13 protein-coding genes are annotated in these 14560 nt (G+C 39.3%); 2 read left to right on the top strand and 11 right to left on the bottom strand.

Translation table 11 applies throughout. The annotated features are described in order from the left end of the window. Positions 1-11: 11 nt before the first annotated feature. Positions 12-425, top strand: a complete 414-nt coding sequence (locus tag H5201_RS02730; RefSeq protein ID WP_145233851.1) for a SufE family protein — start codon at positions 12-14, stop codon at positions 423-425. Here H5201_RS02730 and tcdA read toward each other — a convergent pair. From tcdA to H5201_RS02695, 7 genes are read right to left on the bottom strand one after another with little or no spacing between them, the layout of a single operon-like run. After that, positions 422-1222 carry a tRNA cyclic N6-threonylcarbamoyladenosine(37) synthase TcdA gene (gene tcdA, locus H5201_RS02725; RefSeq protein ID WP_182730946.1) on the bottom strand — a complete coding sequence of 267 codons (801 nt, stop codon included), beginning with the start codon at positions 1220-1222 and terminating at the stop codon, positions 422-424. The genes H5201_RS02730 and tcdA overlap by 4 nt on opposite strands. Further along, positions 1223-1900, bottom strand: a complete 678-nt coding sequence (locus tag H5201_RS02720; RefSeq protein ID WP_182717867.1) for a TIGR01621 family pseudouridine synthase — start codon at positions 1898-1900, stop codon at positions 1223-1225. Next, positions 1901-2659, bottom strand: a complete 759-nt coding sequence (kdsB, locus tag H5201_RS02715; RefSeq protein ID WP_149981069.1) for a 3-deoxy-manno-octulosonate cytidylyltransferase — start codon at positions 2657-2659, stop codon at positions 1901-1903. It abuts the gene before it with no gap. Next, entirely contained in the window at positions 2647-2844 is a 198-nt protein-coding gene (locus H5201_RS02710) for a Trm112 family protein (RefSeq protein WP_145233843.1), read from the bottom strand. Before H5201_RS02710 ends, kdsB begins: the two co-directional genes overlap by 13 nt. Next, positions 2834-3814: a tetraacyldisaccharide 4'-kinase gene (lpxK, locus tag H5201_RS02705; protein ID WP_182783665.1), complete on the bottom strand. Its 981-nt coding sequence runs from the start codon at positions 3812-3814 to the stop codon at positions 2834-2836. The genes H5201_RS02710 and lpxK overlap by 11 nt, the downstream gene beginning before the upstream one ends. Then, positions 3811-5556, bottom strand: a complete 1746-nt coding sequence (msbA, locus tag H5201_RS02700; RefSeq protein ID WP_182783662.1) for a lipid A export permease/ATP-binding protein MsbA — start codon at positions 5554-5556, stop codon at positions 3811-3813. Before msbA ends, lpxK begins: the two co-directional genes overlap by 4 nt. Positions 5557-5614: 58 nt before the next feature. Beyond that, the gene (locus tag H5201_RS02695; RefSeq protein ID WP_259399647.1) at positions 5615-7648 is read right to left on the bottom strand and encodes a DNA internalization-related competence protein ComEC/Rec2; all 2034 of its coding nucleotides are present in this window, start codon (positions 7646-7648) and stop codon (positions 5615-5617) included. Between the two features lie 225 nt (positions 7649-7873). Here H5201_RS02695 and H5201_RS02690 point away from each other — a divergent pair, with 225 nt between their 5' ends. Further along, positions 7874-8383, top strand: coding sequence for a DUF2062 domain-containing protein (locus H5201_RS02690; protein WP_182783657.1), 510 nt, complete (start codon positions 7874-7876; stop codon positions 8381-8383). A 111-nt stretch (positions 8384-8494) separates the two neighbouring features. On the opposite strand, the gene H5201_RS02685 is transcribed toward H5201_RS02690, so the two are convergent. From H5201_RS02685 to rlmKL, 4 genes are read right to left on the bottom strand one after another with little or no spacing between them, the layout of a single operon-like run. Beyond that, positions 8495-10228: a DUF3466 family protein gene (locus H5201_RS02685; protein ID WP_182783654.1), complete on the bottom strand. Its 1734-nt coding sequence runs from the start codon at positions 10226-10228 to the stop codon at positions 8495-8497. 11 nt (positions 10229-10239) lie between these two features. Further along, positions 10240-12159, bottom strand: a complete 1920-nt coding sequence (locus tag H5201_RS02680; protein ID WP_182783652.1) for an ABC transporter ATP-binding protein — start codon at positions 12157-12159, stop codon at positions 10240-10242. A gap of 15 nt (positions 12160-12174) precedes the next feature. Then, positions 12175-12411 carry a glutaredoxin family protein gene (locus tag H5201_RS02675; RefSeq protein WP_182783650.1) on the bottom strand — a complete coding sequence of 79 codons (237 nt, stop codon included), beginning with the start codon at positions 12409-12411 and terminating at the stop codon, positions 12175-12177. Continuing rightward, a complete protein-coding gene (gene rlmKL / locus H5201_RS02670; protein WP_145233826.1) occupies positions 12404-14521 on the bottom strand; it encodes a bifunctional 23S rRNA (guanine(2069)-N(7))-methyltransferase RlmK/23S rRNA (guanine(2445)-N(2))-methyltransferase RlmL in 2118 nt (705 codons plus the stop codon). The genes H5201_RS02675 and rlmKL overlap by 8 nt, the downstream gene beginning before the upstream one ends. Between the last annotated feature and the right edge of the window lie 39 nt (positions 14522-14560).

The following is a 14560-nucleotide window of genomic DNA, read 5'->3' as shown; positions in this document are numbered from 1 at the left end:
ATGGATAAGACATGATTAAAACGTTTAAAGAAATTGCTTCATCGCTTGAGAGCTCGCCATCATGGCAACAAAAATACCGTGAAATAATGCTACTAGGTAAACAATTACCAGCTATGCCGGCTGTTTTAAAAACCAGCGATGCCCTTGTACCTGGCTGTGAGAGTAAAGTTTGGCTGTATTTGGATTTTGATCTTGAAGAAAATTGCCTAGTTATTATTGGTGACTCAGATACCCGCATAGTAAAAGGATTATTAGCGATCATTCTGTCGCTTTATAATGGCTTAACCCCTGAACAAGCTATTAACACTGACGCATTTGCACAGTTTAATCATTTAGGGCTTATCCAGCACCTTAGTCCTTCCAGAGGCAACGGTATTAAAGCCATGGTTGAGCGTATTCAAACCATGGCAGAACAGAAAAACTAATTTTTCACGGTACGTGCGCAGCGATCTAAATATTTACGTATTGATTTTGCTGCGACAAAAAAACCAAAACTTCCGGTTACCATAGTCGCTGAACCAAAACCGTTGTTACAATCCATATTCATCGAGCCATCAGCCCCCTGTTTAGCATGACAAACGCTGCCATCAGTACTTGGATATACCAATTGCTCAGTTGAATAAACACAATCGATGTTGAATTTTCGCTTTGGATTGCTACTAAAGTTGTACTGCTTGCGCAAAATATATCGGACTTTTGCCAGTAATGGATCATGGGTGGTCTTTGCTACATCACCAAAAGTGATTTGACTCGGATCAGTTTGACCGCCAGCACCACCGGTGGTGATCACCGGTATTTTGTTACGTTTACAATGCGCTATTAATGCCGCTTTTTCTTTTACTGCATCAATGCAATCTATGACATAGTCAAAACCACTTATATGCTCACGAATATTATCTAAAGTAATAAAATCATCGACAACACTGACCTCACACAGTGGATTGATCAATTCACAGCGGGCCTTCATTGCGACAACCTTTGCTTCACCCACCGTGCCTGTTAATGCATGTATTTGCCGATTCACGTTGGTTGCACAAATATCATCAAGATCAATTAAGGTTATTTTACCAACTCCAGTACGTGCTAGAGCCTCTGCCGCCCACGAGCCCACGCCACCAATACCAATAACACAAAAGTGGGCTTGTTGTAGCCATTCAAATTCAGTGTTGCCATATAATCTTTTGATACCACCAAAACGGATATCGGTTACTTTTTCACTCATTTACCAATCCAGTTGCCATGGTGTCTGCCAAGGCTGAAAATTTTCATGTTCAATTAATGTTGTAAACTCATCATCGTAATGCGGTAACAAACTAAATTGCTGTAGTTTACCTTGCCACACAAAACTTAGTGCAAAAGCATGTAAATAGGTGCGCTCAGCAGCAGTACCACCGTATATTACATCACCTAAAATCGGCGCAGAAAGGCTTTTTAGCGCGACCCGTAGTTGGTGCGTTTTACCCGAGTAAGGCTTTAAAATAAATGCCCTTCTATTGGCTTTAAAATTAATAGAATAAAAGCGAGTTATGGCTGGGTTTTCTTTACTTGTTAGTAGCTTATAGGTACTACGGCGTGATTTAGCCATATCCCCTTTGATCCAACCTTGCTTTTTCTTCGGTTTGCAATCACTTATCGCCAAATAAAACTTATTAACTTGATGAGCAGTAAATAAAACTGTCAGCTTTGCAGCCGCTTCACTACTGCGTGCTAAAATTATTAGCCCCGATGTCACTTTATCAAGGCGGTGCACAGCATATAACTTTTCTGCGAGTTGTTGCTCAGCCAGTACTACAAAACCTGGGCCTTCTTCACTATGGAAATTAAGCCCGGCAGGTTTTTCTATAATATAAAAATCAAGGTGCTTTGCTATAACCTTGAGTAATGTGAACGTGTTCACCACTTAATGACTTTGCAGTATAGCGACTACACGCGCTAAATCATCAGGCGTATCAACCCCTGCTTGCGGTGTTATTTTTGCCTGTTCTATTTTTATTTTATAGCCATGATATAAAACACGTAATTGCTCAAGAGATTCAAGTTGCTCTAATGGGGATGGCGTCAGTGAGATGTATTGTTTAATAAAACCAGCGCGGTATGCATAAATACCCACATGACGTTGAAAATCTTGTATGTCTAATCCGTTATTTTCACCTGTGTACATATGACTTCGATCATAGGGAATGCTGGCACGAGAAAAGTACAGTGCGTTTTTATTTACATCGCTGACGACTTTAACTGCGTTGGGATTAAAGATCTCATCGACACTATCAATGGCAGCACTCAAGGTCGCCATTGGCGCACTTGAATTAGCAAGTAAAGCAGCAACTTGCGAGACATTTTCAGCGGCTAATAAAGGCTCATCACCTTGTACATTCACTACAATAATATCGTTATTGAGAGATAATAAATCAACAACTTCTGCTAGCCGTTCAGTGCCTGACTGATGATCATCTCGAGTCATTAATACATCATTAGTAAAACCTTTGACAACATCAAAAACCTGTTGGTGATCGGTGGCTATCACGACCTTACTTGCCCCTGACGCCATCGCCTTTTCATAAACATGTTGGATCATCGGTTTGCCACAAATATCAGCAAGTGGTTTACCTGGTAGACGACTCGATGCAAAGCGTGCAGGAATAACGACTACGAATTCCACTTTTCAATCTCTTCTAAGCTCAATTCACGCGCTTCATTTTCTAGTAATACAGGAATATCATCTCGAATAGGGTAAGCAAGTTTTGCAGCTGTGCTGATCAATTCACTGTTTTCTTTGTCTAAACGTAATTTGCCTTTACACACTGGGCAAGCAATTATTTCAAGTAATTTTGTATCAAAGGCCATCTAGGATCCCTTTTTCTCTCAGTAATAAGTTAAGTTTAGAAACCACCGCAGGGGATGGCTCTGCGTCAACGGGTAAAAAATACCACGTTGGTTTTGCAAATGAATGACATTTTACCGCATCTTTCTCCGTCATAAACACTATATCATCATTAAATTTTATGAAATCTTGTGCTGTATAACCATAATGATCTCGAAAATGATGGCAACTTAGCAATGTAATGCCTTGTTGACGTAAGCTATTTTCAAAACGTTGTGGATTACCAATGGCGCTCACTGCGTGACCGGTCAAAAGCGGGACTTTAGTTGCTATATTAGTGGCAACATTTACTAAATCAGCACTTTTTAGCTGATAATTAAACGTGGCGTTCCCCCCATTTTCAATAACTAAGTCAACTGATTTTAAACGTTTTTGTGTTTCTCTCAGTGGCCCCGCAGGCATTAACAAGCCATTGCCAAAACGCCGTTCACTATCAACAATACAGCACTCTATTGTTCTGGCCATTTTATAATGTTGCATACCATCATCGGAAATAATCACATCAAGCTGATAATGCGCAATTAATTGTTTTATATTCGCTTGTCGATCTGGGCCTACAACTACAGGGCAGTCAAGCCTGCGTTGAATAAGTACCGGCTCATCACCTGCCTGAGTCGTGTCGGTATGCTCAGTCACAGTAAGTGGATAGCTATCACTATTACCGCCATAGCCGCGACTAATAATGCCAACTCTTAAGCCACGCTGCTGTAAGTAATTCGCAAGCCAGATCACAAAGGGGGTTTTCCCATTACCACCAACGCTAATATTACCTACCACGATAACTGGCACAGGGCTTTGGTATGCCTTCATTAAACCTAGCTTATACGCTAATTTACGCAGATCACTTATAAACCAAAATAACACACTCAGTGGTAAAAGTAATATGGTAATAAAGCTTAGTTCTCGATACCAACTTTGTTCTATTTTACTCACCCGTGATCACCAAATTGCATCTTGCAAAGCGCTGCATACGTGCCATCATTAGCCAGTAAGCTGGTGTGGTCACCACTTTCTATCACTTGACCATTATCAATAACATAGATGCGGTCGCTTTGTTCGATTGTTGATAATCGGTGGGCAATCACAATAGAGGTTTTATTTTTCATTAATGCTTCTAAAGCTTGCTGGATCAGTTTTTCAGACTCAGTATCCAATGCAGAGGTTGCTTCATCTAAAATCAAGATTGGTGCATCTTTTAATATCGCCCGCGCAATTGCTATTCGTTGTCGCTGCCCGCCTGATAACATTACACCATTCTCACCGACCATGGTATTTAGACCATCGGGTAAATCTTTAACAAATTCCCACACATGTGCTTGTTTTGCCACATTCAACACCTCGTCATCGCTAAGTGAACGTGCAATGCCATAACTGATGTTATTAGCAATAGTGTCATTAAATAACACTACTTGCTGGGATACTAAAGCAAATTGGCGACGTAAATCAGTTAACTTATAATCCGCCAATGGCACACCATCGAGTAAAATCTCACTGGGCGGTTGTAAGTCATAATAACGCGGTAATAAGTTTGAAATGGTTGATTTACCAGAACCAGAACGCCCAACTAACGCAATACTCTCGCCTGCTTTTATAGTGAGCGATAAGTTTTTTAATACAGCTTCTGCTTTCGTTGGGTAATTGAAGGTGACATTTTTAACTTCAATCATACCTTTTACTTTATCTACACTAATTGTACCGACGTCTTTTTCAGCCTCTTCATCAAGCACTAAAAAAATACTTTGCGCTGCAGATATGCCACGCTGTAAATCACTATTTACATTAGCTAATTGCTTTAAAGGGCGTAATAACATCATCATCGATGAAATAAGCACCACAAAATCCCCAGAGCTCACTGTATCAATCATTGATGGCATGGAAACCACCCAGAGAATAACGGCCATTGCACTGGCAGCCAAAATTTGAATCACAGATACACTAAGCGCTTTAGTGGCATCCATTTTGATACGCTGCTGACGGTTATGGTTATTAATTTTTGCAAACTGAGTTATTTCTTGCGCTTGACCGCCAAAGCCATGAATAACTTTATGACCACTGAGCATTTGCTCTGAGCTACGGGTAACTTGTCCCATTGCTGATTGAATGTTTTTAGAGATATGGCGAAAACGTTTTGATACAACAGAGACAATAACGGCCACTAAGGGAATTATAACCAAAAAGATTAACGACAGCTTCCAACTGGTATAAAACATCACAGCTAGCAAAAACACCACAAACGCGCCTTCTCTGACCACAATGAGCATCGCTTTGGTGATCGCTTGCTGTACTTGCTCTGTATCGAACGTTATTTTTGAAATCAAATCACCCGTTGAATTTTGATCATGAAATGCAACCGGTAAATGTAAAATATGCTCAAATAATTGCTGACGTAACGAACGGACAACTTGTGAACCCACATAACTTAAACAATAAGACGAGATATAATTAAAAACACCTCGGCCAAATACTAACGCGATGACAACAAATGGCGCGTATTTTAATACTTCAGCGTTGCGTTGATTTAAGCCCTGATCTATAAATGGCTTCATTAGTTGGATAAATAAAGCATCCATCGCTGAGTAACCAATCATGCCAATAACAGCAAAAATGGCAACGCTTTTATAATCCCCCACATACGTCAATAAACGCTTATAAATTTGTGATGTAGTCTGGTCCATAATACTCTCTTATTCATAATCTGTGGCTATTGTAGCCTCCAGTTGCACAAAACTAAACTCAATCTTTTAGAAACCAATAACTTTCATCTTCACGAGCTAGGTTTACTGTGTAGTGATGTGGATAAAATTCAATTTTAACCTGCCCTTTATTCGCTGTTGTATATTGTAAAGCATGCTGTGTAGCATAACGTGCTATAACTTCTGTACGTGGAAATTGCCACTGTCCTTTATATGCCGTTGAATGAATAACAATCTCAGGAGCAACCGCAGCAATAAATGCATCACTCGATGAGGTATTACTGCCATGGTGAGGACTCAGTAATACCGTACTTTTAAGCACCCCTTGCTGCTGGATTAGTTGCGCTTCTCTTGTTGCTGAAATATCACCTGGAAGCAAAACACTGAACCTGCCATCGCTAATGCGCACGACACAAGAGTTATCATTATCAGTTATTAAATGCTGTGCTGGCTCGCTCACGGTAATGGTTAAGTCATAAAAACTATATTCGCCCGCTCTGCAAACTTGCTCTGGCCCATTTGGTTGTAGCAATTTAAAAGTATGCTGATAACCTTGCTCTAACCAATGGATAAGCCCTCCAGCATGGTCTTTATCCATGTGGCTGATGAGCGCAACTTCCGCCTCAATGCCGTTTCTTTTTAAATAAGGTATTAAGGTGCTGTTGACCCGCGTAAATGTATTAAAATAAATTGGGCCAAGATCATAGATAAAACCTTTACCTCGATTACTGACTAACACCATGGTGCCATGACCGACATCGAATACATTTAGCTGCCAGCGCGGTTTGGTCAGTAAATAATGATCGAGTACAACCAGTAATAATGGTATGCATGCCAATAAACGCCAGGGCAAAAAACACACAATTATTGCTGTAATGTAGCTACTAATAAGCCATTGCTGGCTAAAATTTGTGGTATCAAACCAACGAAAATCAACCGGGATCAACAATAAGAGTTGATAAATATGTTGTAATAATGAATCAAACACGCTAATCAACCCGCTAATATCAAAAAACACACTAATAGCAGAAAACATTACTAAGCAAGGCATGATAATTAAACCAAGTAATGGGATAGCCACTAAATTAATAACTAAGCCAATTACACTGACCCCATTAAAATAATAAAGTGATAATGGTAGTAAACCAATAAACAATGCAAACTGTAGAATAATAAGTGTTTTTATGATGGCTAAAAAGCCAGAGCTGGTTACGGTTATAACACTAAAAACCCAAAAGATAATTGCCACCGCAGTGAATGAAAAATAAAGCCCCGGATTAAGTAAACTAAATGGATCAATAAGTAATACACATACCAATGCAAACAAGATAAATCGCCAGCGTAGTGCCTGCTTAGCAAAGTAATAAATAACTAAATAACACCCTAGCATGGTCAGCGCACGCGTTGCAGAGACGATAAAACCACTTAAGTACACATAACTAAAAGCAAGCACAAATCCACCTAAACTATAAATAAGTGACAAATTGATCTGCTGTGTAGTTGGTTTAACCACAAAAATAAAAAGGCTTGTTAAATAGCGAGTTATAAAAAAACCGATACTAAACATCAAGCCAATGTGTAATCCCGAAATAGCCAATAAATGGCTAATACCAAATTGCTGTAATTCTTGCTTTTGTGAAAAACTCATAGCACTGCGGTCGCCAGTCATTAGCGGATAAAACAGCCAATTTAGTGAGTTATGCTGGTAGGTGAGTTTGATAAAATTACGATATTTTTCAATTAGCTCAAATTCATGGTTGTTAGATATTTCGATAATACTACCAACTTGCTTGCCTTTAAAAAATAGTCGCTCACTAAATGCGTAACGCTCTTTATCAAACACATCATAATTTTTTTGGCTGCGATATTTTTCTAATTCAAGCCACGTTGTAACGTGATCACCTACTTTGAGTCTCTGGTCGTTTTTTAAAGTGAGCAATGCAAAAGGAGGCTTAATATTTGATAGAGGCTGATTATCTATCTCATTGAGCTGAACTTTTAAATAATAGTTATCACGCTGAGAAATAACTTCAACAATCGTAATATTACTTAGATGTGGTTTATTTTCATCCAAAGCCAAGCTGGAAATTGCATAAAAGCTGGAAAAATGTCCCCATACACACAAAATTCCACAAATAAAACCTAACAATACACGGTAAAACGGCTTAAAATAGGCACTCGCAATTAACAGAGATAACGCGAAAACTGTAAATACAAGGGTCTGATAATAATAAACGGTTATAATACAACCAACGACAAACCCAACGCTTAACCAAACAGATGTAAATGGTTGCTTTAAATGGCTAAAAAAACGATCCAACGGTTTTTACCCGATCACAATAAAGTTAAACATCATAAATATTTAAGAATTTTTGGTCGTTTACTCCACGATGCTAATCTATGGCATTTAAATCGTCGCTCAGCTCGTGGGGCATTTTCAGTCGGTTTATTCTTCGCTTTCATCCCTGTTCCTTTTCAGATGGTGCTTGCTGCTGCGTTGGCTATTCCATTACGAGTAAATCTACCTATTTCTGTCGCCGTAGTATGGATCACTAACCCGCTAACCATGCCACCTATTTTTTATTGTTCGTATTTAATTGGTACGTTAGTGTTAGGGCAGCCGGAGCAACATTTTGCATTTGAACCAAGTTGGCAGTGGTTTATGGAAAGCTTAACCACCATTGGTCCTGCTTTTTTAGTTGGCTCGCTTATTTCTGCCTGTGTTGCCTCAATAATAGGCTATTTCGGTGTTGATTTACTATGGCGACGCTCAGTGCGAAAAGCATGGTTAAATCGTCATAAAAAATAACTGTTTCAATTTAAAGTATAGACAAAAAAAACCCTGCTTAGCAAAGCAGGGTTTTTTATTTTAATACTAAGTGACCGTTAATGCTGGATCACCTAGCAATAATTTCAATACTTATCGCAATATACGACGCAGACCAACTAACGGTAGTAACAATAACGTATACCAAGGGGAACTAGACGATTGACGTTCATAAGTTTCCGTTTCAGGAGCTGAACAACTATCAATAGTCCCGTTAATAGGAGATAACTTCACTGGCACTGCAATACTTTCGTATTCTATTTCACCATTGATATCTCGTACAACACCGCCTAATGAATCAGTTTTTTCGACCGTTTTAGTAGCAACACCAAAAATTTCGTTTTTATTGTTAATCACTTTAGCTTCTGCAACAACATAACCGTAACGTGTTTCACCATCTGCTTCGTAGCAAGGCAGTAAATCATTTATGTTTGTAATCGCATCTTCACCAATTTTGTACAGGAAACCTTCGCGGCGACGCGCACCAACATTAAATAGGTCAGTTTCACCTTCACCAACAATATAACCATTGTCATTAATATCATTGGCAACTGAGCTGGAGCTATTAAAGAAATCCGTTGGGAATACAGTACTATTACTGGCAACATCATGATAAAAGAATTTTTGACGATCTGAGCCATCAATTCTCTTTATTCCATAACCAACAATCGTATTATTATTATTAATTGCTACTGCCTTACCACCTGTCCAATCATCTTCTTGATTGAGCATTTCAACAACGTTTCCGTCTTTGTAATAAACAGGTAACGATCTAATTGTTGACGAGCTGTTATTATCACGAATGTCAGAGTAACCGGCAACAATACCATTACTATTAACAGCAAGTGCATTACTTATAAATGCAAACCCATCATCATCTTCTGGTGTAAGACCCAAACCAAGCGGTTCAGTTTTAGTAATGTTTAAATTTGTATCAAGTGTCCACTTAACTGCACGGGTATCGAACAATCGTGATGATGTGCTTCTATACAAATTCTCAATACAAACACTGACAGGTTCATCTTCACCATCACAATTATCATCAATATTTTCTTGTCTATCAACTGGGATCCCTGTTGATACTTGCCCAACGACAATATAACCGGTGTTTGTTTTAACGATATCGTTGGCTGAACTTAAGCCACCAAATTCCGCATACTCAGGCACTAACGGCACATTTAAACCCGATGGCGATACAACAACTCCCCGAGAAATAAAATCACGCACGAATCGTGTTTCTTCTTCACTTTCACCCTCAGGAAGAAAGCTAGTTTTCTCATAAGGTGCACTGCCCCAACCCGCAGTAACACCGTCTTCTGCTACTGCATTATAATTATTGCTAACGGAGCGTGTAAGGCCATCATAATCAACTGATGCAACATCAAAAAGAACTTGTTCTTGCGCTTCACCATTTAAAACATTGTAACCGATGATATTAGCCAATTTTTGATATTCTGAGTTGTTAGCTTGTGCTGATAAAAATGAAAGCATAAAACTGTGTGCATCTGGGTTAGTCGCCGCTGCATTATTATTTTCAATATCATCTAGAGTAAAGGTAATTTGCTTATCAATTAACTCGAAATTATTTTCTTGCTGATCGTATGCCCTTTCGATTAGGCTATCAGTAAAATCTATATAGCTAACATCAATAGGTAAATTGTAAATACCGTTAGCAACGCCGATTATATTGCCACTTTCGCTGACATCTTTAACGTAGTTATGCTTTGCTTCGTCTAAAGAACTCAGCTCTGTTAACTGATACGTGGCACTGAGTGCCGATGTACTCATCGTAGCTAAAATACTAGCCGCGAGTAATTTATATTTCATTTTAATCCTTACTACTGATTCTTTAAATCTTCAAGTTCTTCCCAGCGCTCCAGAGCGGCTTCAAGGTCAGACTCAAGTTGTGCTAAATGGTTCAATTCTTTGGTTGTCGCACTGGCATCTTGTTTAAAGAAATCAGCGTCATTAACCACAACTTGCTGCGCTTCTAATGCTTGTTCAAGTTGTTCCAGCTTACTGGGTAATTGTTCTAATTCAAGTTTTAATTTGTAAGAGAGTTTATTACTTTTGTTATCTGCTTTAGCCACAGGAGCTGGTGCAACGACTGCTTCTTTTTTAGCAGGTGTAGTTAGCTGTTTTTTTTGTTCCTGTGCTAAATAATTAGTATAGGCTTCATAATCACTGTAACCACCAACAATATCTGTAATTACCCCATTACCTTCAAACGCCCAAACACTGGTACAGGTATTATCAATAAACTCACGGTCATGGCTTACAATTAACACAGTTCCCTGATACTGATTAATAATATCCTCTAACAGCTCGAGGGTTTCTATATCTAAATCATTGGTCGGCTCATCAAGCACAAGAATATTTGATGGTTTTAAAAATAGTTTAGCTAATAATAAGCGATTTTTTTCACCGCCAGAGAGTGCTTTAACCGGTGTACGAGCACGCGCAGGTGGGAATAAAAAGTCTTGTAAATAACCGAGTACATGACGTGAGCGTCCGCCCATCATTACTTCTTGCTTACCTTCGGCAACGTTATCTTGTACGGTGGCTTCTTCATCAAGCTTTTGGCGGTATTGATCAAAGTAAGCAAACTCTAAGTTCACCCCTTGCTTAACAATCCCTGCATCAGCTTCAATATCACCAAATAGCAGTTTTAATAAAGTCGTCTTACCAATACCATTAGGGCCAACTAAGCCAATACGATCGCCACGCATAACAAGGGTTGAGAAATCCTGAGCAATCACTTTGTCTTTATTAAATGCATGATTTAAGTGCTTAGCTTCAAATACTAATTTACCTGAACGGTCAGCTGTTTCAATGTTGAAGTCAGTTTTACCCACTTGATCAACACGCTGTTTGCGTTCATTACGTAGCTGTTTGAGCTCGCGGACACGGCCTTCATTACGCGTTCGACGTGCTTTTACACCTTGGCGGATCCACGTTTCTTCTTCTGCTAAGCGTTTATCAAATAATGCGTTTTGCGTTTCTTCTACTTTTAAATCATGAGCTTTTTGCTCTAGGTATGTCGCATAATCACCAGGGTATGAAATTAACTTACCGCGATCTAAATCAAGAATACGCGTAGCAACTGCACGAATAAAAGCACGGTCATGAGAAATAAAGACAATACCGCCTTTAAACTCTTTTAAGAATTGTTCAAGCCACATCACACTTTCCATATCTAAATGGTTAGTAGGCTCATCAAGTAATAATAAATCCGGCTCACTGACAAGTGCCCGTGCAAGAGCAACTTTGCGTAACCAGCCACCAGAAAGTGATTCAAGTTTGGCTTCTGGTGCTAATTCTAACTGTGTTAATACAAGTTGAATTCTACTATCAAAACGCCAACCATCTGCGGCTTCGAGTTGATTTGATAAACGTTCAAGTTTATTGAGTAGTTTATCTGTGCAGTCAGTTTGTAACTCAGTGCTGACGTGATGAAAGTCAATTAATAAATTTGCAATCTCAGGCATACCTTGAGCAACATAATCGAACACCGAGCCACTAGCTCCTTTTGGTGGATCTTGCTCTAGACGCGATATTTTAATACTACCTAACTGATTTATTTCACCATCATCTAAAATAACTTGGCCATCAAGGACTTTTAGTAACGTTGATTTACCCGCACCATTACGACCAACCACACACACACGCTCACCAGTTTCGATGACGGCATCAGCGTTGTCTAACAGTGGATGCGTACCATACGCGAGTTGAGCTTTAGAAATTCTAATTAAATCCATACTATCTGTTTACTCTTATTCTGTTTGCGTAAAAAACTGACGCACATCTTGCGCAGTGAAAGGCCAAAATAATTGCGGGCCTTGATCGCTTTTTAAAACGGGTATACTGGTCTGATATTCTGTAATTAATTCTTCATCACTCATAATATCAACAAGCTGTAACAGATCATCACCCAACGACGGCGTGATCAAGCTCTGCGCTTGCTCACATAAATGACAGCCATCGGTATGATACAAAATCCACTTAGCCATGGGTTATCAACCAGCTATTATGTATTTTTTTATTGCGTTTAAAGTCAGGAGAAATCGTCTGCTCTGAAATATTAACAGCTTTTAAGCCTAAGCCAATCAAGCCAACTTCATCCATGGTGAAGCCACGCATATTATTCGAGAAAATCAACGTGCCAGATGGACTGAGGATTTTTTTGACCCATGTCAGTAATTTAATATGATCATTTTGTACATCAAAAGCATCTTTCATGCGTTTTGAATTTGAAAACGTTGGCGGATCTAAAAAGATCAAATCGTATTGGCTTGTGGCATGCTCAAGCCACTTCAAACAATCAGCTTGTTCGAAACGATAACGAGTATTGCTAATATTGTTCAGGTCAAAGTTATCTTGGCCCCATTTTAAATAGGTTTTCGATAGATCAACCGTGGTTATCGCTTTAGCGCCACCCAGAGCGGCATGTACAGAGGCTGTCCCTGTGTAGGCAAATAAATTCAAGAAGCGTTTATCTTTGGCATTTTCTTGGATATAACGACGCGCAAGACGGTGGTCTAAAAACAAGCCAGTATCTAAGTAATCAAATAAATTGACTTTAAACTTCGCGCCAAACTCCTCAACTACTTGAGTACGATTTTGCTTAGCCATCGGTGTGTATTGCTCTTCACCTTTTTGCTTTTTACGTACTTTTACAGCAATATTTCCAGGTGCTATATTGAGCTGCTGTGAGGTTAACGAAATCACGTCTTGTAAACGTTTGTGCGCTGTTACATCGTCAATTTCTTTCGGCGCAGCGTACTCAAATATTACCGCTGAATCACCATAAATATCAACAGCTACATTGTATTCAGGGATGTCAGCATCGTAGACACGATAGGCCTGCACATCATTTTGTTTGAGCCAATTTTTCAAGCCTTGCTTATTCTTTTTAACCCGATTAGCAAACGACATTGAACCTTCAAAGTTCAATGCAGGCTTATCTTCAGTTGTTTGGCTGACTTGTTTGTCATCAAGTTGATATAAATTAAGTACCACATCAAGTGGACCATTTTTAAATTTATAACGCTTGAGTTTCACCAGCTTTAATAATTTAAATAAACTCTCATCCATGCCTAGTAGAGCAAGTTTCCAGTTATTAAAATGTTTTTTAAAGCCTGTACCTAAAGCACTGTGTAAACTTACCAACTCAGCCATCGAACCAATACGTTCACCATACGGTAAATTTGAAATAACCACACCTGGTAATTTCGCCACTGAAGTAAGCTTAGTTGCATCGCTTTGTTTAAACTTGATCACATCGCCTAGATCAGCTCTACGAGCATTATCTACTGCTTTGCTTAGTACATTAGCGTCATTGTCATGGCCAATAAGCCATAGTTTAGGATCTGTAATTTGTGCTGTAAGCTGCTCTTTTAACTCTTTGTATTTAGCAATACGGAAACTTGGTAAGCGCTCAAATGCAAATCCCTCACGGAATAAACCCGGCGCTTCATTACGCGCCATGCCAGCAGCTTCAATCAAAATAGTGCCAGCACCACAGCAGGGATCAAATAGCGGCTGTTGAACATTATCAAGCCAACCACTGCGTTTGATCAGTGCTGCCGCTAAATGCTCTTTAATAGGTGCCTTACCTTGACCTTCTCGGTAACCACGTTCAGATAAACGCGGCCCTGAATAATCGATATACATGGCCACACCTTGACGCGATAAACGCGCAACAACGCGTACATTGGCATCTTGTTTATCAACATTTGGCCGCTGTTCAAATAAATCATTAAAATAATCAACAATCGCATCTTTGATCACTAAACCTGAGAACTGGGTATTTTTAAGTGAGTCGTTGGTACCATTAAAGTCGACTGCAAAAGTTTGCGTTGGACCAAACCATTCCTGCCAAGGCTGTGAGCGAGCAAAATTGTAAAGGCTTTCTTTATTATTAACGCCCTCCTTCTCTTCGATCAACATCAGCACTCGTGTCGCGAAGCGGCTCATTAAACAGACCTTTTGTGCTAATGTAGTGTCGGCGTCAAAACGCACAGAACCGACTGTTTGTTTGGTCACCGTAGCGCCAATGTCAGTAAGTTCATCAACCAATAAATTTTCGATTCCGATAGAAGTAAGTGCGATAAAATGCAAAGTAATAACCCTTAATAGCTAATTGCGCGGGATTATAAC

The sequence above is a fragment of the Pseudoalteromonas sp. SG43-6 genome (assembly GCF_014164365.1).
GTDB classification, from domain to species: Bacteria; Pseudomonadota; Gammaproteobacteria; order Enterobacterales; family Alteromonadaceae; genus Pseudoalteromonas; species Pseudoalteromonas rhizosphaerae.
The sequence above is the reverse complement of the archived record's forward strand: the minus strand, read 5'-3'. Positions and strand labels throughout refer to the sequence as shown.